General features: G+C 71.2%; 21 protein-coding genes. 11 read left to right on the forward strand and 10 right to left on the reverse strand.

What is annotated here, in order from left to right; translation table 11 throughout:
* Positions 1-305: 305 nt before the first annotated feature.
* Positions 306-707 carry a peptide-methionine (R)-S-oxide reductase MsrB gene (gene msrB, locus AB0B91_RS03030; RefSeq protein WP_358314379.1) on the forward strand — a complete coding sequence of 134 codons (402 nt, stop codon included), beginning with the start codon at positions 306-308 and terminating at the stop codon, positions 705-707.
* A gap of 235 nt (positions 708-942) precedes the next feature.
* On the opposite strand, the gene AB0B91_RS03035 is transcribed toward msrB, so the two are convergent.
* The 4 genes from AB0B91_RS03035 to hemG all read right to left on the reverse strand — a co-directional run bounded on the left by AB0B91_RS03035 (position 943) and on the right by hemG (position 5,344).
* Positions 943-1,767, reverse strand: a complete 825-nt coding sequence (locus AB0B91_RS03035; RefSeq protein ID WP_358314382.1) for a patatin-like phospholipase family protein — start codon at positions 1,765-1,767, stop codon at positions 943-945.
* A 331-nt stretch (positions 1,768-2,098) separates the two neighbouring features.
* Positions 2,099-2,836, reverse strand: a complete 738-nt coding sequence (locus tag AB0B91_RS03040) for a hypothetical protein (protein ID WP_358314385.1) — start codon at positions 2,834-2,836, stop codon at positions 2,099-2,101.
* Positions 2,837-3,234: 398 nt separating this feature from the next.
* Positions 3,235-3,936 carry a hydrogen peroxide-dependent heme synthase gene (gene hemQ / locus AB0B91_RS03045; RefSeq protein ID WP_358314388.1) on the reverse strand — a complete coding sequence of 234 codons (702 nt, stop codon included), beginning with the start codon at positions 3,934-3,936 and terminating at the stop codon, positions 3,235-3,237.
* A gap of 4 nt (positions 3,937-3,940) precedes the next feature.
* Positions 3,941-5,344, reverse strand: a complete 1,404-nt coding sequence (gene hemG / locus AB0B91_RS03050; RefSeq protein WP_358314391.1) for a protoporphyrinogen oxidase — start codon at positions 5,342-5,344, stop codon at positions 3,941-3,943.
* A 114-nt stretch (positions 5,345-5,458) separates the two neighbouring features.
* On the opposite strand from hemG, the gene AB0B91_RS03055 reads away from it, so the two are divergent.
* Entirely contained in the window at positions 5,459-6,409 is a 951-nt protein-coding gene (locus AB0B91_RS03055) for a DUF4349 domain-containing protein (RefSeq protein WP_358314394.1), read from the forward strand.
* On the opposite strand, the gene hemE is transcribed toward AB0B91_RS03055, so the two are convergent.
* Positions 6,397-7,347 carry a uroporphyrinogen decarboxylase gene (hemE, locus tag AB0B91_RS03060; RefSeq protein ID WP_358315678.1) on the reverse strand — a complete coding sequence of 317 codons (951 nt, stop codon included), beginning with the start codon at positions 7,345-7,347 and terminating at the stop codon, positions 6,397-6,399. The two genes, AB0B91_RS03055 and hemE, sit on opposite strands and share 13 nt — an antisense overlap.
* A 652-nt stretch (positions 7,348-7,999) precedes the next feature.
* Here hemE and AB0B91_RS03065 point away from each other — a divergent pair.
* The 5 genes from AB0B91_RS03065 (at position 8,000) to AB0B91_RS03085 (ending at position 13,091) form a co-directional block, all read left to right on the forward strand.
* A complete protein-coding gene (locus AB0B91_RS03065) occupies positions 8,000-8,596 on the forward strand; it encodes a DUF3000 domain-containing protein (protein WP_219530972.1) in 597 nt (198 codons plus the stop codon).
* Positions 8,597-8,641: 45 nt separating this feature from the next.
* Entirely contained in the window at positions 8,642-9,868 is a 1,227-nt protein-coding gene (locus tag AB0B91_RS03070) for a ribonuclease D (RefSeq protein ID WP_358314419.1), read from the forward strand.
* 72 nt (positions 9,869-9,940) lie between these two features.
* A complete protein-coding gene (locus tag AB0B91_RS03075) occupies positions 9,941-11,086 on the forward strand; it encodes a Gfo/Idh/MocA family oxidoreductase (RefSeq protein ID WP_358314422.1) in 1,146 nt (381 codons plus the stop codon).
* 29 nt (positions 11,087-11,115) lie between these two features.
* Complete coding sequence (locus tag AB0B91_RS03080) at positions 11,116-12,243, forward strand: dihydrodipicolinate synthase family protein (RefSeq protein WP_358315681.1); 1,128 nt, start codon at positions 11,116-11,118, stop codon at positions 12,241-12,243.
* Positions 12,240-13,091 carry a sugar phosphate isomerase/epimerase gene (locus tag AB0B91_RS03085; RefSeq protein WP_358314425.1) on the forward strand — a complete coding sequence of 284 codons (852 nt, stop codon included), beginning with the start codon at positions 12,240-12,242 and terminating at the stop codon, positions 13,089-13,091. The genes AB0B91_RS03080 and AB0B91_RS03085 overlap by 4 nt, the downstream gene beginning before the upstream one ends.
* 33 nt (positions 13,092-13,124) lie before the next feature.
* Here AB0B91_RS03085 and AB0B91_RS03090 read toward each other — a convergent pair whose 3' ends face one another.
* The 5 genes from AB0B91_RS03090 to AB0B91_RS03110 form a co-directional block, all read right to left on the reverse strand.
* The gene (locus tag AB0B91_RS03090) at positions 13,125-15,800 is read right to left on the reverse strand and encodes a PEP/pyruvate-binding domain-containing protein (protein ID WP_358314428.1); all 2,676 of its coding nucleotides are present in this window, start codon (positions 15,798-15,800) and stop codon (positions 13,125-13,127) included.
* Between the two features lie 86 nt (positions 15,801-15,886).
* On the reverse strand, positions 15,887-16,816 hold the full coding sequence (locus AB0B91_RS03095) for an alkaline phosphatase family protein (RefSeq protein ID WP_358314431.1): 930 nt from the start codon (positions 16,814-16,816) through the stop codon (positions 15,887-15,889).
* A gap of 3 nt (positions 16,817-16,819) precedes the next feature.
* Complete coding sequence (locus AB0B91_RS03100) at positions 16,820-17,596, reverse strand: sugar phosphate isomerase/epimerase family protein (protein WP_358314433.1); 777 nt, start codon at positions 17,594-17,596, stop codon at positions 16,820-16,822.
* Between the two features lie 68 nt (positions 17,597-17,664).
* The gene (locus AB0B91_RS03105) at positions 17,665-18,657 is read right to left on the reverse strand and encodes a LacI family DNA-binding transcriptional regulator (protein ID WP_358314435.1); all 993 of its coding nucleotides are present in this window, start codon (positions 18,655-18,657) and stop codon (positions 17,665-17,667) included.
* 103 nt (positions 18,658-18,760) lie between these two features.
* Positions 18,761-19,912: a hypothetical protein gene (locus tag AB0B91_RS03110; RefSeq protein ID WP_358314438.1), complete on the reverse strand. Its 1,152-nt coding sequence runs from the start codon at positions 19,910-19,912 to the stop codon at positions 18,761-18,763.
* Between the two features lie 338 nt (positions 19,913-20,250).
* Here AB0B91_RS03110 and AB0B91_RS03115 point away from each other — a divergent pair, with 338 nt between their 5' ends.
* The 4 genes from AB0B91_RS03115 (at position 20,251) to AB0B91_RS03130 (ending at position 24,805) form a co-directional block, all read left to right on the forward strand.
* Positions 20,251-21,018, forward strand: a complete 768-nt coding sequence (locus AB0B91_RS03115) for a hypothetical protein (protein ID WP_358314441.1) — start codon at positions 20,251-20,253, stop codon at positions 21,016-21,018.
* A 39-nt stretch (positions 21,019-21,057) separates the two neighbouring features.
* Positions 21,058-22,242, forward strand: a complete 1,185-nt coding sequence (locus AB0B91_RS03120; protein WP_358314443.1) for a thiolase family protein — start codon at positions 21,058-21,060, stop codon at positions 22,240-22,242.
* The gene (locus AB0B91_RS03125; RefSeq protein WP_358314446.1) at positions 22,239-24,332 is read left to right on the forward strand and encodes a 3-hydroxyacyl-CoA dehydrogenase NAD-binding domain-containing protein; all 2,094 of its coding nucleotides are present in this window, start codon (positions 22,239-22,241) and stop codon (positions 24,330-24,332) included. Before AB0B91_RS03120 ends, AB0B91_RS03125 begins: the two co-directional genes overlap by 4 nt.
* A gap of 92 nt (positions 24,333-24,424) precedes the next feature.
* Positions 24,425-24,805: an SSI family serine proteinase inhibitor gene (locus AB0B91_RS03130; protein ID WP_358314449.1), complete on the forward strand. Its 381-nt coding sequence runs from the start codon at positions 24,425-24,427 to the stop codon at positions 24,803-24,805.
* Positions 24,806-24,819 lie beyond the last annotated feature (14 nt).

The raw sequence follows: 24,819 nt of genomic DNA on the forward strand, positions 1-24,819 counted from the left end.
GAATGTGAGATGGGTGAGGCGGCCCGGCCCGGAGCCGCCGCGGTGGCGGGACCGGGGGCTCGACGGGACGGACCTAAAGATCACTCAGCACCGTTCCGGGCGCTGGCGCGCCACCCGGCCGGTTGTCGGATCGTCGGCGGCGCCAGCACGGGCGTGGGCTGTGCCGCCCAGACGTTCCGGCGAGTGATCTCACCTCTGGGCAGGAGGTGACGACACCCCCTTGTCGTCAAAGACGCGAATTAGTCCCAGAAGGGATGCTTCACCCGACGGAGATCTCTTTTTGCCGTATCTCGTACGCTGGAAGCATGGAAAAGGTGGTCAAGAGCGATGCCGAGTGGCGCATCCAGCTCTCTCCCGATGAGTTCCACGTGCTCAGGGAGGCGGGCACAGAGCGCCCGTTCACCGGCGAGTACGTCGACACGAAGACCGAGGGCGTCTACTCCTGCCGGGCGTGCGGGGCTGAGCTGTTCAGGTCGGACACGAAGTTCGAGTCGCACTGCGGGTGGCCGAGCTTCTTCCAGCCGTCGGATTCGGCGGCGGTCCGGCTGATCGAGGACTCCAGCCACGGCATGGTGCGGACCGAGGTGCGGTGCGCGCGCTGCGACTCCCACCTGGGCCACGTCTTCCACGGCGAGGGGTACGCCACACCGACGGACGACCGTTACTGCATCAACTCCGTGTCCCTGCGACTCGAACCCAGTGCGTGAACAACCGGCGACACCGCGTATCGACCGTGCGGGGCGGGTAAGAACACGGCCGTGAACCTTGTTCATCTCCGCCACCGCTGGTTCACGATCGAGGCCATCGGCCGCATCGTCACCCAGCGGTGCGAAGTGTGCTTCAAGACCCGCACCCGAGTGCGCTGACCGGGCGCTCCCGACGAGCGCCCGGTCGAGGCTGCCTGCCTGAAGAGAGCCGTTCTCGCTCAGGAGAACGTCTTGGTCACGTCCACAGCGCGGCGACGCGGTCGACGAGCGCGGCGCCCTGGGCGTATCCCGCCTCGGCGCTGACGCCGCGCACCCCAGGGTCGAGCGGGTCGGCGCCGGCCGCCGCCACTGACGCCTCGTCGGGCTCGATCACCTCGATCTGTCCGCCCACCGCCTCGAAGCCGGGAAGAAGTTCGGGCATCGGCGCGAGGATGAGGATCCGGTCGTAGCCGGAGGCGAGGTCGGCGTTGATCGTTGAGCGGATACCGCCGTCGACATAGCGCACGCCGTCGATCGTCACCGGTGGCCAGACGCCCGGGACCGCGCAACTCGCCGCGACCGCGTCGACCAGCGCCACGCCCGAGCCGGGCCTGAACAGGGCGGGCTCGCCCGTGACCGCCTCCACGGCCACGATGACTAGGTCGCGGTCGGGCCAGCTGTGCGCGGGCAGGCGCGCCTCGATCACCTTGCGGCGTTCGGCTTCGCTGACGGTGTCCGTGGCCAGAGCCATCGCACCGATCCTGCGCCGCTGCTCGGCCGGGTCCTCTGTGCTCTCGTAGATCTGCTGGAAGGTCGCCCACAACTGGTCCATGGGCACGCCGCTCTGGAGCTCGGGGGCCTGGAGGGCGGGGTTGGTCTGGCGTTCGAGGAGTTCGGGGAGCGACAGGCCGCTGGTGATCTGCGCGGCGACGGTGGATCCCGCCGAGGTGCCGATGATCTTGTCGGCGGAGCCGGCCACGTCCACTCCGCCGACAGCCAGGGCGGCCAGCACGCCGGTGGTCCACGCGATCCCGACGACCCCGCCGCCGCCCATCACCAGTGCTCGCTTGATCTCGCTCACGAAAGGCCCCCTCGCCCGCTGTCAAAAATGTCGATCACACAGATCCAACCAGCCGGGAGCCGGTCGTCTTCCCTGGTGCGGGCGGGCGGCTGGTCCCGTATTTCGCATGTCATCACGACTGGCCCACGTTTCCGCACTCCCCGCCGTACTTCGGCTGAGGTCCTTCTGGGGAGCGGGAGCGCTGGGGTCCTTCTGGGGAGCTGGAACGGCGACCGCTCGGGACCTTCCGGAGAGCGGGAACGGCGACCGCTCGGGACCTCCTGGGGAGCGGGAGCGGGAGCGGCGATCGGTCGCGGTGCCGGGGATGAAGCGGTACGTGCGGAGGGCGCGGTTAGTCGGGTTCGGGGTGGGTGACGCGGCAGCTCTTGTCGGCGGGGCCGAGGATGTTGGCCAGGACCGGGTTGCCGTTCTCACCGAACTTGGCCTGGACGAAGACGATCGGGTTCGGCTCACCGATCTCCCTCAGGTACTGCAGGCCGCGTTCGCACAGGGTGATGGCCTGGCTGGAGTTGCCGGCCGACTCCGGGAGGTCGGTATAAATGCGGAGATATCCGCCCACGCTGCGGATGTCCTTGAGGCGTTTGGCCGCCTTGTCGTCCGGGGGCCAATGCGTACGGAAGTACTCGGCCGCTTCCTGGTCGGTGTGCGTCGAGGGCCCGTCGGCCTTGTAGTCGGACGGGTCGTCTCCCGTCGACGGGTCGACGGCCCCGGCGTCCAGGGGAGCTTCAGCCTGGGGTTCGCCTCCTGTGACCGACCCCGGCGTGGCGCCGGCCGGGGTGCCGTTCTTCGAGCCGCCCGAGGGTAGAGCGCCTCCGGAGCGAGGGGTGCTCGCCGGGGTCGGGACGACGCTCATCGGGATGCGGGTCGTGCCGCCCCGCGCGAGGTCCGGCTCTCCCGAACCGCCGTCCCCGGCCGAACCGCTGTCGGTGCCGGAATTCGTACCTCCGGACGGGCGCACGTCTTCCAAGACGCTCCGGCTCGCCTCCGATCGGGGCGCCGGCGTGCCGTCCGTGCCGAGCAGCCACAGGGCCGTGCCCGCCAGCACCACCGCCCCCGCGAACAGCCCCACGGCCCATGGACGCCGGGCCTGGGGACGGCGCCGCCGCCCAGCCCGCCGAGACCTCGGCGACGGCTCGTACGCGGAGACCGCCGCACGCCGCTCGGGGGGTTCGAAGAGCGTGCGGCGGCCCGGCGGAGGCCGCTCGGCAGGTTCGAAGAGCGTGCGACGACCCGCCGCACTCCGTGGAGGTTCGAAGAGCGTGCGACGGCCCGGCGGGGGCGTGCTGGATCGTTCCGCCGCGTGTCGCCCAGAGCCGTGCCCTTCCGACCGCCGCACTCCGCCCGCCCCCTTGGAACGTGACACCCTCGCTCAGCACCGCACAGGCAAGGGAAGTCCCATGATTGTGACAAGAGGCGGTAGATCAATTCAGTTGGATCCCCAACTTGGGGCGCCAGTGACGAGAGTGGCTACGGCAGCGCCGCGACGAGCTCCTGGACGGGCTTGCGTACACCCGTGTAGAAGGGCACCTCGATGCGCGTGTGCTCGCGCGCCTTGGCCCCCCGCAGATGACGCATCAGGTCGACGATCCGGTGCAGCTCGTCGGCCTCGAACGCCAGCATCCACTCGTAGTCGTTCAGCGCGAAGCACGACACCGTGTTGGCCCGTACGTCCGGATAGTCACGCGCCATGTGACCGTGCTCGGCCAGCATCGCCCGCCGCTCGGTGTCGTCGAGCAGGTACCACTCCAGCGAACGGACGAACGGGTAGACGCTCACATAGGCTCGCGGCTCCTCCTCGGCCAGGAAGGCCGGGATGTGCGACTTGTTGAACTCGGCCGGCCGGTGCAGCGCCATCGCCGACCAGACCGGCGCGCTGTGGCGGCCGAGCGCGGTGCGGCGGAAGCGGGAGTAGACGTCCTGCAGGTCCTCGGCCGTCGGCGCGTGCCACCAGAACATGTAGTCGGCGTCGGCCCGGAACCCCGCCACGTCGTAGAGACCGCGGGTGACGACGTCCTTCAGCGCCGCCTCCTCCAGCAGGTCGACCACCTCGCCGGTCATGCTCTCGCGGTTGTCGGGACACGCGTCGGTCGCCTTGAAGACGGACCACATCGTGTAACGGATCACCTGGTTCAGATCGCGGGCCTTCGGCCGCGGTGCGCCTTCAGTCATGAGTTCATTGTCCTTCCGGCGAGAGGTGGTCCAGAATCCGGGCCGCGGCCGTACGCGCGGTGGAGACGCACGCGGGGATGCCGAGCCCGTCGTAGGCCGCCCCGCACACCGCCAGCCCGGGTTGCATGGCGACCGCCGCGCGGATGCGGGCCACCCGGTCGAGGTGGCCGACGTTGTACTGCGGCAGCGCCCCGCCCCAGCGCGACACCCGGGTGTCGACCGGCAGCCCGCGTACGCCCATCACGCCGCCCATCTCGGCCGTGGCCAGCGAGACGAGTTCGGGGTCGTCGCGCTGGAGCACCTGTTCCTCGCCGATCCGGCCGATGGAGCAGCGCACCAGCACCAGGTCGCCCGCCAGGTGCGGCCACTTGACCGAGCTGAACGTGACCGCCTTGACCGGCCGCCCCTCGACCGGCGGGACGAGGTAGCCGCTGCCCGTCGGCGGTGAGGGGAAGGCGTCGACGGGATAGGCCAGGGTGACGATGGCCATGCTGGCGTAGTCGATCCGGTCCAGCTCGCTCGCCGCCTTGGGCACCTCGGCCCGCAGCAGCCTGGCGGCGGGGGCGCCCGGCGTGGCGACGATCACCGCGTCCGCGTCGATGATCTCGGGCCTCGGAACGGGCCCGGTCACGAGCTGCCAGCCGTGTTCGGTGCGGTGCAGTTCGCGTACGGTGACGCCGGTCCTGACGTCGGCGCCCGACGCCTTGGCGACCGCTTCCGGCAGGCTGCCGAGCCCGGTTCTGAGCGAGGTGAAGACGGGACCCGCGTCCCGGGGCGTCTCCTCCACGATCTGCCTGGTCACCGTGAGCAGCGAACGCTCGGCGCGCGCGGCGGCGGCGATCCCCGGCATCGTGGCCTCCAGCGACAGCCGGTCGGCCCGGCCCGCGTAGACACCGCCGAGCAGCGGCTCGACCAGCCGGTCGAGCACCTCGCCGCCCATCCTGGCCCGGATGTAGGAGGCCACGGAGACGTCGGTGCGTACCAGGGTGGGAGGCAGGATCTGGTCGAGCGGCACGCGCGCCAGCCCGCCGGGCGACACGATGCCGGACTTCGCCAGCTCCATGAGGTCGGCGGGCACTCCCATGACCTGCCCCTTGGGCATCGGCCGCAGCGCGCCCCGGGTGTAGATGGCGGCGCGGGTGACACCGGGGTCCACCAGGTCGTCGCCGAGCCCGACGGCCTTGGCCAGCTCCTTGCCCTCGGGCCGCCTGGCCAGCATGGCCTCCGCGCCGGCGTCGACGTCGACGCCCGCGACCTCGGAGACGAGCAGCTTGCCGCCGATGCGCGGGCTGCCTTCCAGCACGGTCACCTTCACGCGCTCGCCCGCGCCCTGCTTGAGGTACCACGCGGCGGCCAGCCCGGAGATCCCGCCCCCGATGACGACCACGTGCGCCTGTTTCCCTACCACGCTCCAGACGCTACCGCCTTATGTGCTCGACCAGCCTTTCGGGGGAAGCACGCGTGTGACCGGACCGTGACGCCCGCCGTCAAACCCGCCCGAGCCGCCGCCCGTCTTATGTACATGGAGAGATTCCGGTACGGCGTAGCGTTATCGGCCGCCTGCGCGGTCCTGGTCCTGTCCGGCTGTGGTGGTGGCGAGGCGTCCCTCCAATCCGGCGAGGCCATCGCCCCGGCGTCGGCACCCGACGCGGCGTCCGGCCAGAGCAGGGACTCGACGGCCGCCCAGGACAGCGCGTCCACCCCGCAAAAGCAGCCGGCCGCCAAATCCGCCGAGAACATCGCCTCGAACGTCAAAGTCACCCAGCAGGACCGCCAGGTCATCTACACCGCGAGCATGACCGTACGGGCCAAGGAGGTCACGGGGGCGGCGCTCCAGGCCAAGCAGATCGTCACCGCGGCCGGCGGCTACCTGTCGAAGGAGGAGTCGAACTCCGCCGAGGGCAGCGAGGCCAGCGCCATGCTGGAGTTCAAGATCCCGCCCGCCCGCTACGGCGAGGTGCTCACCACGCTCGGCAAGAACCTCGGCAAGCAGTTGTCGGTCCAGCAGGGCACCCAGGACGTCACGCTGCAGGTGGCCGACGTCAACAGCCGGTTGAAGTCAGCGCAGCAGGCCCTCGAATCGCTGCGCACGCTGCTGAAGAAGGCCGACACGATCGGCCAGGTCCTACAGGTCGAGCGGGAGATCTCCGACCGCGAGGCCGACCTGGAGTCACTGCAGTCCCAGCAGAAGGAGCTCGCCACCCAGGTCGGCATGGCCACGCTCACGCTCCGCCTGGTCGGCCCCGTCACGGTCGTGGAGGAGCCGTCGGAGGAGCCGGCCGGCTTCCTCGGCGGCCTGAAGTCGGGCTGGGCGGCGCTGGTCGGGTTCGTGAAGGTCGCGCTGACGGTCGTCGGCGTGCTGCTGCCGTGGCTGATCGTGGTCGTGCCCCTGACCGCCCTGGTGGTCTTCCTCGTACGGCGCCGCCGCCCGGCGCGCCCGGCACCGACCCCGGCGGAGACTCAGGCTTCGTGAACCAGGTCGGTCAGCCGCTTGAGCTGGTCGGGGTCGGTCGAGGGCAGCACGCCGTGACCGAGGTTGAAGACGTGGCCCTCGGCCGCCTCGCCACGGCGCAGCACCTCGCGGGCCTTGCGCTCGACGACCTCCCACGGGGCCAGGAGGAGGGCGGGGTCGAGGTTGCCCTGCAGCGCCTTGCCCGGCCCCACCCGGCGGGCGGCCTCGTCGAGCGGCACCCGCCAGTCGACCCCCACCACGTCGGCCCCGGCCTCGCCGAACAGGCTCAGCAGCTCGCCGGTGCCCACGCCGAAGTGGATGCGCGGCACGTCGAGGTCGGCCAGCCCGTCGAAGATCCGGCGCGTGTGGGGCAGCACGAACTCGCGGTAGTCGTCGGGGGCCACCGCGCCCACCCAAGAGTCGAACAGCTGGACGGCCGACGCCCCGGCCCGGATCTGGATGCGCAGGTGCTCCAGGACGATGTCGCTGAGCCGGTCCATCAGCGCGTGCCACAGCTTCGGGTCGCCGTACATCATGGCCTTGGTGCGGTCATGGTTCTTGGACGGGCCGCCCTCGATGAGGTACGCGCCGAGCGTGAACGGCGCGCCCGCGAAGCCGATCAGCGGAGTGGCGCCCAGCTCGCCGGTCAGCGCCTTGATCGCCTCGCTCACGTAGGGCACGTCGCCGGGCTCCAGCGGGCGCAGTGCCTCGATCCCGGCGGCGTCGCGGATCGGGTCGGCCACGACCGGGCCGACTCCCGGCTTGAGGTCGAGGTCGACGCCGATGGCCTTGAGCGGCACGACGATGTCGCTGAAGAAGATGGCCGCGTCGACGCCGTAGCGGCGGACGGGTTGCAGGGTGATCTCGACGATCATGTCGGGCGTCGCGCACGCGGTGAGCATCGGCACGCCCTCGCGGACCTTCAGGTATTCGGGTAGCGAGCGCCCTGCCATCCGCATGTACCAGACCGGGGTGTGCGGAGTGGGCTGGCGGCGGCAGGCGCGCAGGAACGCTGAGTCGGCGAGATTCACCCTCCAAGGGTGCCATGACCTCGCGCTGGTCCGGCAACCGGTGCGAGGTGTCGGAAAAGTATGCATTGATTGGGCCAAATCATGATCAGATAGCCAGATGGATGTTTACCGGTCGGCTCGGCATCGGCGGCGCACACGGGTCGTCGGCACCCCATGGGCGACCAGAAAGCCGGTCTCGTCTGGACCAAAAGTTGACCAAGCCACCGCGCGGCATCGATTCAGCATCCACTTTCGGGACACGCCGAGCGCGTTGCGGCGAATTGTCAGCGTGCCGTGCCAACGTCGGAGCGACGACCCGAAGAAAGGCTCCGGTGCGATGACCGCGTTGTGGGGTTCCCCAGGACACCGCAGTGAGCACTGCGCTCTCTGCGCCGGCGAGCGGCTGTTCGAGCAGCCTCCGTGTCTCGACGGGCACGAGCCGGGCGACTGTCCGGAGTGGGCCTGCCTCGACTGCGGTCACGCGATCATCCTCGGCGGGATCACTCTGCCGGTCCGTCAGCTAGCTATGGCATCGGTTTGATCGCGAACTATGAGCACCCCCGTGGTCCCCTTCCGCCCGTCTTCGACCTACGCTTCGGCTATGACCCTCGGTGAGCAGCCACCGGCCCCCGCCTCCTTCAGGCGCGCGGTCGAAAGCCTGCGTCAGGCCGAGGTCCGGCCGGAGATCGAGCTCGAAGACCTGCCCGCGCCCCAGCGGCTGGCCCCCTTCGCGGCCGCGATCGGCGCCTCGGTCTACCGCGAGGACGACGAGCTCGCGGTCGGCAGGCTGATCCTGCTCTTCGACCCCGACGGCCAGCGCGGCTGGGAGGGCCCGTTCCGGCTGGTCGCCTACGTCAGGGCCGACATGGAGCCGGAGATCACCTCCGACCCCCTGCTCGGTCCCGTCGCGTGGAGCTGGCTCACCGAGGCGCTCGAGGCCCATCAGGCCGACTACTCCGCCGCTGGCGGTACCGTGACTAGAGCCGTGTCCGAGGGGTTCGGCAACAAGGCCGAAGATCCGGTCACCACCGAGCTAGAGCTGAGGGCGTCCTGGTCGCCCGCGCATGAGGATCTCTCCGGCCATGTGGCCGCCTGGTGCGATCTCATGTGCCTGGCGGCCGGGATCCCGCCGCTCCCTCCCGACGTGGCCGCCATGCCACGCCGACGTGAAGATCCGGAGAGTGACCGTACGAAGTGAGGGCACCAGTCAATACCGCACAAGGGTCATGAGGTCGGTGAACTCATGACAGAAGAACGAACCGTCGTCCCGCTGCTGGAGCCGCGTGAAGGCATCCCGCCGGTCGTCGAGGATGCCGCGTCTTTGGCGCGCGTCGTCGAGGCCTTCGGGGCCGGCACCGGTCCCGTGGCGGTCGACGCCGAGCGGGCCTCCGGCTACCGCTACGGCAACCGCGCTTACCTGGTGCAGCTGCGCCGGGCGGGCGCGGGCAGCGCGCTGATCGACCCGATCGCCTGCCCCGACCTGTCGGAGCTGGACGAGGCCGTGTCGGGCGCGGAGATCGTGCTGCACGCCGCCTCGCAGGATCTGGCGTGCCTGCTGGAGGTCGGGTTCAGGCCGCGTGACATGTTCGACACCGAGCTGGCGGGCCGGTTGCTCGGCTACGAGCGGGTGGGGCTCGGCACGATGGTCGAGACCGTGCTGGGGCTGCGGCTGGAGAAGGGCCACTCGGCGGCCGACTGGTCGACCAGGCCACTGCCGGAAGACTGGCTGCGCTACGCCGCGCTCGACGTCGAGGTGCTGGTCGAGCTCCGCGACGTGCTCCACGGCGAACTGGTGGAGAGCGGCAAGCTGGAGTGGGCGCGCGAGGAGTTCGCCGCCGTGCTCAACACCCCGCCGCCGGTCCCCCGCTCCGATCCGTGGCGGCGTACGTCGGGCATCCACAAGGTACGCAACATGCGGGCGCTGGCGATCGTGCGTGAGCTGTGGACCATGCGCGACCGCATCGCCCGCGAGAGCGACCTGGCGCCCGGCCGGGTACTGCCCGACTCGGCGATCGTCACGGCCGCGCTGGAGGTGCCGCGCACCAAGAAGGCGCTCACCGAGATCTCGGCGTTCACCGGACGCAGCGCGCGCAGGCACATGACCGACTGGCTGGCCGCGGTGAGCAGGGCGCGCGGGCTGCCCGAATCCCAGCTGCCACAGCCGAGCACGCCCGGCGACGGGCCGCCCCCGGCCAACCGCTGGGCCGACCGCGATCCGGCGGCGGCCAAACGACTCGCCGCCGCCCGCGCCGTCGTGGCCGCGCTCGCCGACGAGCATCGCATGCCCACGGAGAACCTGCTGCAGCCCGACGCGGTGCGCAGGCTCACCTGGGAGCCGCCGGAAGAGATCACCGACGACGCCGTGACCACCCGGCTGCGCGGGCTCGGCGCCCGCGAATGGCAGCTCTCCCTCACCGCCCATCCGCTCGCCAAGGCCCTGGCCCGCCTGGAGACCAAGGGCGAGCTCTAGGTACGGCCCCCTTGACGCCCCCACGGGGGCGGCCTTACCGTTCGGGAAAGCGCTTTCCGTGAAAGGATCCTCATGAGCGTGCGCACCATCGGCGTCGTGATGAACGGCGTCACCGGCCGGATGGGCTACCGCCAGCACCTGGTCCGTTCGGTTCTGGCCATCAACGAGCAGGGCGGGGTGGTCCTCTCCGACGGCAGCCGGGTCAAGCTCAGGCCGGTCCTGGTGGGCAGGAGCGCGGACAAGCTTTCCAAGATCGCTGCCGATCACCACATTTCCCGCTACACCACTGACCTCGACTCGGCCCTGGCCGACGACGACAATCTCATCTACTTCGACGCCCAGGTCACGGGCGCCAGGGTGAAGGCGGTGCTCAAGGCCATCGAGGCCGGCAAGCACATCTACGCCGAGAAGCCCACGGCCGAGTCCGTCCAGGAGGCGGTCGCGCTGGCGGAGGCGGCCGAGGCCAAGGGTGTCAAGAACGGCGTGGTGCAGGACAAGCTGTTCCTGCCGGGCCTGCTCAAGCTGAAGCGGCTCATCGACGGCGGCTTCTTCGGCCAGATCCTCTCGGTGCGGGGTGAGTTCGGCTACTGGGTGTTCGAGGGCGACTGGCAGGAGGCCCAGCGGCCGTCGTGGAACTACCGCGCCGAGGACGGTGGCGGCATCGTGCTCGACATGTTCCCGCACTGGCACTACGTGATGGAGAACCTGTTCGGCCGTGTCGAGTCCGTCTACGCCAAGGCCGTGACGCACGTTCCCCAGCGGGTCGACGAGCAGGGCAGGGCCTACGCGGCCACCGCCGACGACGCCGCGTACGGCATCTTCGAGCTGGCGGGCGGCGTGATCGCCCAGATCAACTCCTCCTGGACCGTCCGCGTCAACCGCGACGAGCTGGTGGAGTTCCAGGTGGACGGCACGCACGGCAGCGCGGTCGCGGGCCTGCGCAACTGCCGCTTCCAGCACCGCGCCGCCACCCCCAAGCCGGTCTGGAACCCCGACCTGCCCGCCACGGCCCGCTTCCGCGAGGGCTGGCAGGAAGTGCCGGACAACGCCGACTTCGACAACGGCTTCAAGATCCAGTGGGAGCAGTTCATCCGCCACGTGCTCGAGGACGCGCCGTTCCCGAACGACTTCGCCTCGGGCGCGCGCGGCGTGCAGCTCGCCGAGCTGGGCCTGCGCTCGTCCGCCGAGGGCCGCCGGATCGAGGTGCCCCACCTGTGAACATCAACCTGCCCGGCGGCGCCTACACCCTGCGTGAGCCCGTGACCTGGCCCGTCGTCGAGCAGCCGGCGACCGGCCGGGTCGTGTACGCGGCCGCGCACGTGGTGGCCGACCCGCTCGGCGACAACACGCCCGGCTCCCCCGCCGCGGTCGACTGGGACGCCACGCTCCGGTTCCGCAGGCACCTCTGGTCGCACGGCCTGCGCGTGGCCGACGCCATGGACACCGCCCAGCGCAACATGGGCCTGGACTGGGCCGCCACGAAGGAGCTCATCCGGCGCAGCGCCGCCGAGGCCCGCTCGTTCGGCGACCCCGCCGCGCTGGTGGCCTGCGGCGCGGGCACCGACCACGCCCCCGGCGCGGCCGACCTGCGCGCGATCACCGCCGCGTACGCGGAGCAGCTGGAGACCGTGCAGGCGGCGGGCGCCGGAGTGATCATCATGGCCTCGCGGCAGCTCGCGCGGGTGGCGAGCGGGCCCAAGGACTACCACCAGGTGTACGGGGAGCTGCTCGGGCGGGCCGACCGGCCGGTGATCCTGCACTGGCTGGGCGAGATGTTCGATCCGCAGCTGGCCGGTTACTGGGGCTCGCCGGATGTGGGCGCGGCCACGGAGTCGTTCCTGGAGCTGATCCACGCCCACGCCTCGATGGTGGACGGGGTGAAGGTGTCGCTGCTCGACGAGGAGCACGAGGTGGGGCTGCGGGCCGCGTTGCCCACGGGGGTCAGGCTCTATACCGGGGACGACTTCAACTACCCGTCGTTGATCAAGTCGGGCTCGCACGCGTTGCTGGGCATCTTCGACGCCATCGCTCCGGCGGCGGCCGCGGCGTTGCGGGCACTGGACGCGGCCGAGCAGGGCACCGGCGCGGAGGCCGCCCGAAATTTCGCACTTTACGATGAAATCTTGGCCCCGACCGTGCCGCTTTCCCGGAAGATCTTCGAGTCGCCGACGTACAACTACAAGACCGGCATCGTCTTCCTGGCCTGGCTGAACGGCCACCAGGACGCGTTCGCCATGGTGAACGGCGCCCAGTCGGCCCGCTCGCTGGTCCACCTGTCGGAGGTGTTCCGGCTCGCCGACCAGGCCGGGCTGCTGGCCGACCAGGAGCTGGCCGTACGGAGGATGAAGGCGTTGCTGGAGGTGAACGGGCTGTGAGCCTCTCCCTGAACCAGCGGACGACCAAGCGGTGGTCGGTGGCGGAGGCCGTCGAGGGCTGCGTACGGCATGGCCTGGAGGCGGTGGGGCTGTGGCGCGAGGAGGTGGCCGAGCAGGGCCTGGCCGAGAGCGTCAAGCTGGTCCGCGAGGCCGGGCTGCGCGTGTCGTCGCTGTGTCGTGGCGGCTTCCTCACGGCCCCGGGTGACGGCGCGGGCCGGGCGCTGGACGACAACCGGCGGGCCATCGATGAAGCCGCGGAGCTGGGGGCGGCCTGCCTGGTCATGGTCGTCGGCGGCCTCCCGGGCGTGAAGCCGGGCGAACCGCTGCCGGACGCCGGGGTCTCGCGGGATCTGGCCGGGGCCCGCGGGCAGGTGGCCGAGGCGCTGGAGGTGCTGGCCCCGTACGCCGGTGAGCGGGGCGTCAAGCTGGCGCTGGAGCCGCTGCATCCGATGTACTGCGCCGACAGGGCCGTCCTGTCGACGCTGGCGCAGGCGGTCGACCTGTGCCTGCCCTACCCGGAGGAGCAGGTGGGGGTGGTGGTCGACACCTTCCACGTGTGGTGGGACCCTCGGGTGTTCGAGGAGATCGCCAGGGCCGGCCGGCGGATCGCGTCGTACCAGGTGTGCGACTTCCTGCAGCCCCTTCCGGCGGACGTGCTGCTGGGGCGGGGGATGATGGGCGACGGAGTGATCGACTTCCCGCCGATCACCCGTGCCGTGGCCGAGGCCGGCTACACGGGGGACGTCGAGGTGGAGATCTTCAACGCCGACGTCTGGGCCGCCGACCCGGACGAGGTGGTGGCCACCATGAAGCGCCGCTACGCCCAGGTGGTGACCGGCACCCCGTAACGCCCCGAGTGTGGCCGGCCTGGCCGCTGGGGGTCAGGCCGGGCTGGTGGCCGGTGCGTTCTCCGCCGCGTCCTCGTTCTCGACGCCCGGCTCGGGCTCGGTGATCGTCACCGTGCCCGCGGCTCCGTTCACCGTGATCTCCTGGCCGGTGACGATGCGGTGGGTGGCGTCCGGGACGCCGACCACCGCCGGGATGCCGTACTCGCGGGCCACCACCGCGCCGTGCGACATGGCGCCGCCCATCTCCATCACCAGCCCACCCGCGGTGAGGAACAGCGGCGTCCAGCCGGGGTCGGTCGACGGGCAGACCAGGATCTCGCCCGGCTCCAGGTGCGCACCGATCGGGTCGAGCACCACCCTGGCGCGGCCGGTGACCGTGCCCGCGGAGGCGGCACTGCCGATCAGCGCGCCCTCCGCGGCCACGGTCGACAACGCCTCGGGCTCGGTGCCGTCCGACAGCACGATCCTCGGTACGTGCCTGCGGCGCGACTCCTGCTCGTAGGCCGCCCGCCGCTCGATCACCAGCTCCCGCAGATCGCCTCCGCCCAGCGCCGACCGCGCCTCCTCGATCCGCAGGAAGAACACGTCGTCCGCCGTCTCCAGCACGCCGGTGGTCACCAGGTGCTCGCCGACGACGAGCAGGCTCCGCCGCACCGCGGCCAGGGTCTTGACCAGGTAGAACTTCGGCATTTCCCGCACCCCCGCGAACAACCTGGTGCGCCGCAGCCCGAACCCGGCGACGGCGCCCCGGAACGCGCCCTTGCCGCGGGCCGCCGCCACGATCCGCGCGACGGCCGCCTCGGCCTCGGCCGCTCCCCTCGCGAACAGCTTGTCGGGCGCGAGGTCGCCGCCGTCCTCCATGCGCAGGTAGTTGGCCAGTACGCCGAGGATGTGCGCCGGCTCCTCGGACCAGCGCGGAACGCCCAGATCGATCTCGGCGACACCGCGATGCCCGTACTTATCCAGAAAAGCGGTGATTCCCTGCTGGGCCTTCGGGGGCAGTTCGCCGGCCCGGAAGCGGCGTACGAGCTCGCTCACCGTTTCGTTCCTGAACGGTTCCGGCTCGATCCGCGTCGCCAGCGCCCAGAGTTCGAGGTCCATCTCGGTGGTCGGGTTGTTGGGGACGCTGCGGAGCACGTCCTGCATGTCGCTCATGGACCGGCCGGAGAGCTTCGAGGCCAGCCCGAACAGGCCGTAGCCGGTGATCGCGATCGGCATGAGCGAGACGATCACCGGGAACGTGCCGCTGAGCATCCGCTCCGCGTGGTCGAGGCGCTGGACGGGCGTGGCGGAGCCGGGCACGCGCAGCCGCCGGTCCAGTTCCTCGCCGAGTCGCCTGGTGTAGGCGAGCGCCCGATCGGGCCTGATCAGTGCCTGTAGGACGCGCGTCGGGGCGTGCACGCGGCGGGCGAAGTGCGCCACCGCGCGGAAGAACGGGCGGCGCGAGGTGTGGATCACCGAGAACCGTGGTTCCTCGAACAGGTCCGTCAGCACCGCCGCGGCCCTGGCCTCGCCCATCGTCAGCGCGCGCGGCAGGATCGCCCGCCCCATACGGCTGCGCAGGGCCGTGGTCAGGTCCAGCCAGGTGCGCTGACCCGCCTCGAACATGAACGCGGCCCCATCGCGCGCCTCGGCCGGACCGTAGCCGAACACCCCGGCGGCACCCGCGCTGATCAACCGGAACGCGGACAGGCCCATCGGGGTGAGCGGGCCCATGACGCCCTGGGCGACATTGATGGAGAAGTACGCCCGCAGGCCCTCCCTGGTGGTCTCGGGCAGCGGGTAGAGCGTGGTGATCGGCCTCGCCTGCGTGAGCCAGAGCGTGCCGTCGGCGTCGATGGCCCACTCGGTGTCCTGCGGCGCACCGTAGTGGTCCTCGACACGAGCGCCGAGCGCGGCCAGATCGCGTACTTGATCATCCGTCAGGCAGAGGCCGTCGTGGGCGGACTCGACGCGTTCCGTGCCGCCGCCGGGCAGGGCTCGGATCGCCAGTCGCTTGTCGCCCGCGTGCCGGTCGAGGATCTCGCCGCTCGCCGCGTCGACCACGAACCGGTCGGGGTTGACGGCGCCGGACACCACGGCCTCGCCCAGGCCGGGGTTCGCGTCGATGACGGCCTCGTGCCTGCGTCCGGTGAGCGGGTTCGCGGTGAACATCACGCCCGCCGTACGCGAGTCGACCATGACCTGGACGACCACCGCCAGCCGTACGGAGGCGTGGTCGATGCCGTTGGAGTCGCGGTAGGCGACCGCGCGGTCGGTCCAGAGCGAGGCCCAGCAGCGACGTACGGCGTCGAGCACGGCGTCGGCGCCGACGACGTTGAGGTAGGTGTCCTGCTGCCCGGCGAAGCTGGCGAACGGCAGATCCTCCGCCGTGGCCGACGACCGCACCGCGACCGGCACCGCCTTTGGTGTTTGTACGGCCTTGCCCAGCGTGGTGTAGGCCTCGCGGATCGACTCCGCGATGGCCTCGGGGATCGGGGCCTCCAGCAGCCGGGTCCTCGCGGCCTCCGCGAGACCCGGACCGCCGGTCGCGATGACGTCGTCCAGGCCCGCCGCCTGTGCCACCTCGTGGTAGGCCTCCGTGGTGAGCACCCAGCCGGGCGGGACCGGGAGCCCGGCCCGGGTCAGCTCACCGAGGTTGGCCGCCTTGCCACCGACTTCGGCCAGCATGCCGCCGTCGATCTCGGAAAAGTCCAGTGCCGTCTTCATTGGGTGTACCCCCACCGTTCAGCGTCTGGTTACGAGTCTCACGCTTCGCGGCAAAGAATTCAACACTTGATGAACAGTGGCGTCGCTCACACCTCCAGAGGCACGCCGTCGAGACCCCAGCCGGGGTCGGGCTCGATGCCGAGCCGGGCGAGCGCGGTCAGGCCGACGTCCACCAGCCTCGGGCCGCCGAGGTCGGCGCCGCCCAGGTCCTCGCCGAGAGTGGCGGCGATGACGAAGACCGTGCGCTCCTCGACGGAGGTGCCGCCGTGGCCGCCGTCGTCGATGTGACCGTGGTCGGTGGTGACCAGCACGGTCCAGCGCTCGTCGGCGAACGTCCGCCTTCCCCGGATCGCGTCGAGGAGGCGGCCCAGGTAGGAGTCCTGGGTATGTAGCGCCTTGGTGTATTCGGGGCAGTGCGGGCCGAGGTCGTGGGCCACCTCGTCGGTCTCGCCCAGGTACACGAACGTGAGGTCGGCGCCCGCGCTCGCCAGGTGCCGCTCGGCGGCCTCGGCGACCTGCTTGTCGGCGATCGGCCAGTCGATCGTGTAGCCGTCGAGGACGAAGCGGGTGTCGATGGCCGGGCCGAACGCGCCGTGCTCCGCCAGCGACGCCCAGGAGAAGAACGCCGCGGTGTCCAGGTCGGGGCGGGCCGTCTTGGCGCGAGTCAAGAAGTCCGGATATTTCGCGAACTGCTGGCGGGTGAACGCGTTGTCGACGACGCCGTGTTTGTCGGGCCACACCCCGGTGGCGATCGACGACCACCCGGGCCCGGAGTCGGTCCGAGACCTGATGACACGGACGGCACTCCGCTGGTCGGGCTCGGCGGGCTCGCTGGTGGTCTCGGGGACGATCTCGCCGGGGGACTCGGTGCGCGGGGCGGTGGCCTCGCCGTACGGGAGGAGGCTCGTTCCGTACGCGCCTCTGGACATCAGTCCGGTCAACTCCGGTGGCCCCACCGCGAGCAGGCGGTCGAAGCGGAGACCGTCCATGCCGACGACCAGCACCTTGTCCTTCAATGGCTACTCCCTTCGGAAACGCCGCACCCATTCGGCGGCCCCAGGCAGTATCTCCTCCACCGGGGCGACCTGGGGATACCAGGTGCGCTCCCACTCGAGCGACACCCAGCCGGAGTAGCCCCACGCGCGCAGCAGTTCGCCGGACTCGTCCAGCGGTACCGTGCCGGTCCACATCGGCACCGGTGTGGTGTCCTGGGCGGAGACCGCGTCCTTGACCTGGACGTAGGCGAGGTACGGGCCGAGCAGGGCCAGGGTGTCGGCCGGGGACTCGCCGTGACGCCAAGGGTGGAGCAGGTCCCAGAGTGCTCCGGTCGTCTCGGGGCAGGCCGCTTCGCCGAGCAGCCGGGCGACGGCCGCGCCGGTGGCCATGCGGTCGTGGGTTTCGACGAGGACCCGCAGGCCGAGTTCGGCGGCCGTAGCGGAGACGGCTTTGAGCCTGCGCGCGCCGATCGTGGGGTCGTCGCCGCGCGGGAACACCCGGACGCCCGGGGCACCGAGGTCGGCGGCGAGCGTCAGGTCCGCGATGAGCGCCTCGACGAGCGGCTCGTCGGGACCTGGTTCGCATACGCCGACATATCCGGCGAGCGCGGATATTTCCAGACCGGCTGCCTCGACCCGTTCCCGCACCGACGACCGCTCGGCCGCCGACAGGCCCCGGTGTACGCCGGTGTCGGGGTGCAACCGAAGCTCCAGGCCCTGGCAACCCTGCCCGGTCGCCACCTCGATCGCCCTGTCGAGCCCGTCTCCCGGCATCCCGAGCGTGCTGACCGCCAGTTTCATCGCGCCCTCCCGAGCGACCGTACCGCCTGTGCGGCACCTCCCCTTCGGAAGCGCCCCTTGCCCCGCGCTCACCCCAACGCCCGTACGCTCTCCCGCAACACCACCTCGCCCGCCACCTGCTCCACCGTCGGCTCCTCCCCCGACGCCAGCGCCAGCTCAAGGGCGCGGGCGCCCATGTCCTGCAGCGGCAGCCGTACCGTGGTCAGCGCGGGCACCTGGTCCCGCAGCGTCGCGATGTCGTCGAAGCCGGCCACCGACACGTCGTCCGGCACCCGGACCCCCCGCTCCCGGTACGCGGCGAGCGCCCCCACGGCCATCACGTCGTTGACGGCGAACACGCAGGTCGCGTCACCTGTCTCCTGAGCCGCCCGGTAGCCGCCGTCGCGGTCGAAGGGGCCCTGGATGACGCGCGGCTCCGGCAGGCCGAGTTCGGCCAGTGCCGAGGCGAATCCGGCGCACCGGTCGCGGGCGGTCATCAGGTGCGGCGGCCCGGCCAGGATGGCGAAGCGGGTGTGGCCGAGTTCGGCCAGCGAACGGGCCAGCGCGGCGGCGCCCTCGTAGTTGGCGGGCGCGACCGTGTCGACGCCGAGCAGGTCCTGGCCCACGCAGGCGACCCGGCCGCCGCTGGTCCGGTAGCGGTCCAGCTCGCCGCGGAGCCGTTCGGTCACGCCGGGATCGGCGACCCGGGAGCCGACCAGCAGCACGGCGCGCACGCGCTGGGCGTTCAGCGTCGCGACGTAGGCGATCTCCTGGTCGGGGTCGCGGTGCGTGGTGCCCACCATGACCAGCAGGTTCTCGCCGGCCGCGGCCCGCATCGCGCCGTCGGCCAGCGCGGCGAAGTAGGGGTCGGTCAGGTCGTGCACCACGATGCCGATGACGTTGCTCGCCCCGCGGGCCAACGTCTGCGCCGCGATGTTGGCGCGGTAGCCGAGCTCGTACGCGGCCCGCTCGACTCGGGCTCGCAGGTCGGCGCCCACCTGGCGGGTGCTGCCGTTGAGCACCCGCGAGGCGGTCGCGAGCGAGACGCCCGCCTGCTTGGCGACGTCTTCCAGCGTGACCACGAGACCTCCAGGAAAGCGGTTTCCAGTGTGCCAGATCGACACCTGGGTCCGCATCCTTACACGCCTCGGGCCCAGCGCGACAGGAAGCCGCCGCCGAAAAGCATCAGGACCAGGGGAAGAGGATGTCGAACAGGCCCTTGCTGGTCTGCGTCGGGGCCGGCACCGGGGCCTGCGTCTGAACCGCCTGCGTCGGCTGACTGGTCGGCTGCTTGGCCGTCGGCTGCTCGGTCTCGGTCGCGGTGTCGGCGTCCGTGTCCTTGATGGTCTCCTGCGGCGCCCTGGTGGCCCGGCTGCTCGGCTTGGCGGTCGGCTGGCCGATGCGCGTGCGGGTGGCCCGGGGCGTGGGGGTACGGGTGGCGCGTACCTTGGCGGCGGTCGGCGACGGGGCGGCGGTCCGCGACGTGGTCGGCTCCGCCGTGTCGGTGTCCGTGGGATCGGCGACCGGCTCCTCGGTGTCCTCGATCTCCGCGGGAGAGGTGGCGGGCTTCTTCACCTGCTCGGCGCTGGCGCACTTCGCGCCCGCGCACGGGTCGTCGGACGACGTGCCGGTCAGCATCCAGCCGGCCCCCGCGCCGAGCACGACGACCGCGACGGCCGCCATGAGCAGCACCTTGGTACGGCGGCGCACCTCCTTGTCGCCCTCGGCCTGGTGGCCGCCACCGCCCTGGGAGCTGTCGGTCCAGCCGGAGCCGAGGAAGCCACGCTTGGGCGCCTCGGGCTCGTCATCGTCGTACGGGGACTCGTAGCTCTTGTCGAGCGGAAGGTAGGCGTCGCTCGGCTGGTCGCCGGTGTAGAGCGGGGCGCCTTCCCTGTCGTCGCCGGTGTAAAGCGGACCACTGGGCGCGTCGCCGCCGTAAAGGGGACCGCTGGGCGCGTCACCGGAATAGAGCGGCCCACTGGCGGCGTCACTGGTGTAAAGCGAGCCACTGGGCGCGTCGCCCGTGTAGAGCTGGTCACCGCCCGAGTAGAGCGAGTCCCCATAGAGTGCGCCACTGGGCGAGTCGCCGGTGTAAAGCGGGCCGTCACCCTCGACGCTCTCAACGCGGTGCTGTCCCTCGGCATGCGGGGTGTACAGCTCGGGCGCGCCCCTGTCCGGCGGGAGGATGTAGGTCTCGTTGCCCGAGACCACAATGGCCGGCTGCTCGTCGGTGTCATCCGTGCTCCACCGCGGGGACAGAACGTCGCCGGTCAAATCCGGGTTCAGCGACCTTCCCTGCCCATCCTCATATGGCCTGTCGTTCTCGTCGCGCGCCACGATGGAACCTCTCTAATACGAATCTGGACCGCGACCTTTCCTAACAGACTCCACCACCACTTGTCCGGAAATTTCACAAGATGCTCACAAATAACCTGGTGTCACAACTGTTTCAGAAACCCCCCTCAGGGTATGTCCAATGGTTGCCTGCACCTGGCCACGCACCTGGTCCACCCCCATACGCACCGTAACGACACACGGCCGACCCAAAGCCAACAAATGCCGCATATGACGGCGCTGATCTCGGTCAGGACGGGAATTACGGTCTCATCTAGGGCTCCAGCCAAAAGACCGGAATCCGGGGCGCCGTTACGCGGCGTGACGACATCATGACCAGTATGACCGAGGTTTCACCCCCTCCCGGCGCCCTGGCGATGACCGGATTACGCGCTCGGGCCCGCGCCGCGCGCCGGACCGCGATCGTCACGCTCTCGTGCTCGCTCGCGCTGATCGCCTTCTCCCAATCGCTCGCCGAACGGGCCCCGGCGGGCGAGGAGACCCTGCCGCTGGCTGTACTGGCGCTCACGCTCTTTCTCCTCGCGCTGCCCGCGCTGGCGGTCACCCAGGCCGTCTGGGGCGCGCGGACACGGGCCGTGCGCAGACGCGAGCACGAGCTGTACGCGAGCCCGCCCGGCACGCCGCTACGGGCGCTCAGCAGGCTCGGCGTCGGCTGCGGATGGGCGGTGACACTGCTGCTCGGCTGTACGGCGCCGCGCCCGTTCCGCGAGTCGGGCCTGTACGACCTCGCCCACGCCTTGGGCCAGGCCACCGAGGCGCTGGCGCTGGCGGGTTCGGCGGCGGGCGTGTGCTTCGTCGCCTGGTGGGCACGTGAGGCATGGGGGCAGCCGACGCGTGCCAACCGGCCGGGTGGATCACCTGACGATCCGTGGGACCCCGACCGGCTCACGCGTCGGCGAAAAGGCCGGACGCTTCGCACAGGCACGACCCTCGATGCGAGCGCGGCGCTCCGTGTGGGGTCTGGGCTCCAGGTGGGGGCGGTTGTGGCTCTGGTCGGGGCGCGGGCTCATCTGTGGGAGCCGGCGACCGTGACGCTGTACGTGCTGCTGGCGGCCGTCCTCGTCTGCGGCGTGGTTACTGGCGAGTAGCATAGGCGCGGTAACTGCCGAGCAACGAGGAGCGAATCCGTGCCTTCCTCTCGTGACGTCGTGTTCGTCGACGGCGTACGCACACCTTTCGGCCGGTCCGGGCCCAAGGGCATGTACGCGGAGACCCGCGCAGACGACCTGGTCGTGCGTGTCATCCGCGAGCTGATCCGGCGCAACCCGGGACTGCCACCGGAGCGCGTGGACGAGGTCGCGATCGCCGCGACCACCCAGATCGGCGACCAGGGCCTGACCATCGGCCGCTCGGCGGCGGTGCTGGCCGGGCTGCCCAAGACCGTGCCGGGCTACGCGATCGACCGCATGTGCGCGGGCGCGATGACCGCGGTGACCACGGTCGCGGGCGGCATCGCGTTCGGCGCGTACGACGTGGCGATCGCGGGCGGCGTCGAGCACATGGGCCGCCACCCGATGGGCGAGGGCGTCGACCCCAACCCGAGGTTCCTGTCGGAGCGGCTGGTCGACCCGAGCGCTCTGGTCATGGGAATGACGGCCGAGAACCTGCACGACCGCTTCCCGACGATCACCAAGGACCGCGCCGACGCCTACGCGGTGCTGTCGCAGGAGAAGGTGGCCAAGGCGTACGCCGACGGCAGGATCCAGCCGGATCTGGTGCCCACGGCGATCAGGACGGCCGAGAAGGGCTGGGGGCTGGCGGTCGAGGACGAGGCGCCGCGCCCCGGCACCACGCTGGACGGGCTGAGCGCGCTCAAGACGCCGTTCCGCTCCCACGGCAACGTCACGGCGGGCAACTCCTCGGGCATCAACGACGGCGCCACCGGCTGCGTCGTGGCCGCCGCCGAGACGGCCGCCGAGCTCGGCCTGGCGCCGAAGATGCGGCTGGTCTCCTATGCCTTCGCCGGGGTGGACCCCGAGGTGATGGGCGTGGGCCCGATCCCGTCCACTGAGCGGGCGCTCCGCCTGGCAAATCTTGATATTTCCGATATCGGGCTGTTTGAGATCAACGAGGCGTTCGCCGTCCAGGTGCTGGCCTTCCTGGAGCACTTCGGCATCACCGACGACGACCCCCGGGTGAACCCCTACGGCGGGGCGATCGCCTTCGGCCACCCGCTGGCCTCCTCGGGCGTGCGGCTGATGACGCAGCTCGCGCGGCAGTTCGGCGAGCGTCCCGACGTGCGCTACGGCATCACCACCATGTGCGTCGGCATGGGCATGGGCGGCACCGTGATCTGGGAGAACCTGGCATGAGCAACCTCGACACCTGGCGCTCGCTGCTGACCGAGCGCGACACCGGCGAAGTCGTCACCAAGGCCCTGGTCCGCGACGTCGAGCTGCCCGGCGGGGCCGGCACGATGGCGCTCATCACGCTCGACAACGGCTTCGACCACACCAAGCCCAGCACGTTCGGCCCGCACGGGCTGTTCGCGCTGAACGGCGCGCTGTCCGAGATCGCCGCCCGCACCGACCTGGCCGCCGTGGGCGTGACCGGCAAGCCGTTCGTCTTCGCGGTGGGCGCCGACCTCAAGGGCGCGGCGAGCATGGCCGCGCGCGAGGAGGCGCAGGCCATCGGCGCGCTGGGGCATCACGTGTTCCGCCGCCTGGGCGAACTGCCGATCCCGTCGTTCGCTTTCGTCAACGGGGCGGCGATGGGCGGCGGGCTGGAGGTGGCCCTCCACTGCACCTACCGGACGATCTCCTCGGGCGTTCCGGCGATCGCGCTGCCCGAGTGCTTCCTCGGGCTGGTGCCGGGCTGGGGCGGCACCCAGTTGCTGCCGCGCCTGATCGGGCCGGCCCGCGCGATCAAGCTGATCGTCGAGAACCCGCTGTCGCAGAACCGCATGCTGAAGGGGGCCCAGGCGTTCGAGCTGGGCGTCGCCGACGCGATGTTCGAGCCGGCCGACTTCCTGGAGGAGTCGCTGCGCTGGGCCGCCCGGGTGCTCACCGGCGACACCGTCGTGGAGCGCGCCTCGCATGAGGCCGACGACTGGGACAAGGCGGTCACCGACGCGCGGTTCCTGGTCGACATGAAGCTGCGCGGCGCCTCCCCCGCGCCCTACCGGGCGCTCGACCTGATCTCCCTGGCCCGTACGGCCTCGCGCGACGAGGGCTTCGCCGCCGAGGACGAGGCGCTGGCCGACCTGCTGATGGGCGACGAGCTGCGGGCCGGGCTCTACTCCTTCGATCTGGTGCAGCGGCGGGCCAAGCGCCCGGCGGGCGCCCCCGACGCCGCGCTGGCCCGCAAGGTGACCAAGGTCGGCGTGGTGGGCGCGGGGCTGATGGCCTCGCAGATGGCGCTGCTGTTCGCCCGCCGCCTGGAGGTGCCGGTCGTGCTGACCGACCTCGACGAGGCCCGGCTCGCCAAGGGCGTGGGCCACGTGCACGCGGAGGTCGACAAGCTGCTCGCCAAGGGCCGCGTCTCGGCCGACCAGGCCAACCGGCTCAAGGGGCTGGTGACCGGCTCGCTGACCAAGGACGCGTTCGCCGACGCCGACTTCGTCATCGAGGCGGTCTTCGAGGAGCTGTCGGTCAAGCGGCAGGTGTTCGCGGAGGTGGAGGCGGTGGTCTCGCCCGGCTGCGTGCTCGCGACCAACACCTCTTCGCTCTCGCTGGCCGAGATGGGCGCCGGGCTGGAGCGTCCGGAGCGGCTGGTCGGGTTCCACTTCTTCAACCCGGTCGCGGTGATGCCGCTGCTGGAGATCGTCAAGGCGCCGTCGACCGACGACGCGACGCTGGCCACCGCCTTCGCCGTGGGCCGGTCGCTGAAGAAGTCGTCGGTGCTGGTGAAGGACGCTCCGGCGTTCGTGGTGAACCGGCTGCTCACCCGCTTCATGGGCGAGGTGATCGCCGCGGTCGACGAGGGCACGCCGCTGGAGACGGCCGAGCACTCGCTCGACGACCTCGGGCTGCCGATGACGCCGTTCGCGCTGCTGCAGCTCGTGGGCCCGGCCGTCGGACTGCACGTGGCCGAGACCCTGCACGCGGCCTTCCCCGAGCGCTTCGGCGTCTCGGCGAACATGGCCAAGCTGGTCGCCTCCGGCAAGCCGGGCGTGTACCTGCCCGACTTCTCGCTCGACCCGGAGGCGGTGGCGCTGTTCGCGGGTGGCGCCACGCCGTCCACCGCCGCCGAGGTACGGCTGCGCGTGCTGCGGGCGCTGGCCGAGGAGATCCAGATCATGCTGGACGAGGGCGTGGTCGCGGCGGCGCAGGACATCGACCTGTGCATGATCCTCGGTGCCGGCTGGCCGTTCCACCTGGGCGGGATCACCCCGTACCTGGACAGGTCGGGTCTGGCCCGGCCGCGCTTCCTCGCGCCCGGCGTGGCCTCCGTACCCGCTTGACCCAAGCTTGGGGAGGCCCGCACGGCGGGCCTCCCCGGGCATGGCACTCCGTCACATAGCGTGTTCGCCGCGCTACGAACGGAGAAGATCGAATGATGAGAGCAGCCGGCACGATCGCGTTGTGCGGCGCCGTCCTCGCGACGGCGTCCCCCGCACTCGCCGAACCCGGCCCCCAGGCGACACTGAGGATCGTCGTCATGGTGAAGGACCGGCCGCTGAAGGGGGTCGTCCTCACCTGCGACCCCGACGGCGGCGGGCACCCCACCCCGGCCGCGGCCTGCGAGCTGCTGCGGAAGGTCGACGGCGACCCGGCCAAGCTGAACGTGGTGCCCAACCCCGTGTGCACCGACGAGTACGAGCGCCACACCGTCATGGTGCGGGGCAGGTGGCACGACCGGACGGTCAAGTGGGCCCACGCCTACTCCAACTCCTGCCGGATGAAGGCAGCGGGCGGAGCGGTCTTCACCTTCTGATGGCCCGCCGAGGG

It is taken from the genome of Nonomuraea sp. NPDC049141 (assembly GCF_040648415.1).
GTDB lineage: Bacteria > Actinomycetota > Actinomycetes > Streptosporangiales > Streptosporangiaceae > Nonomuraea.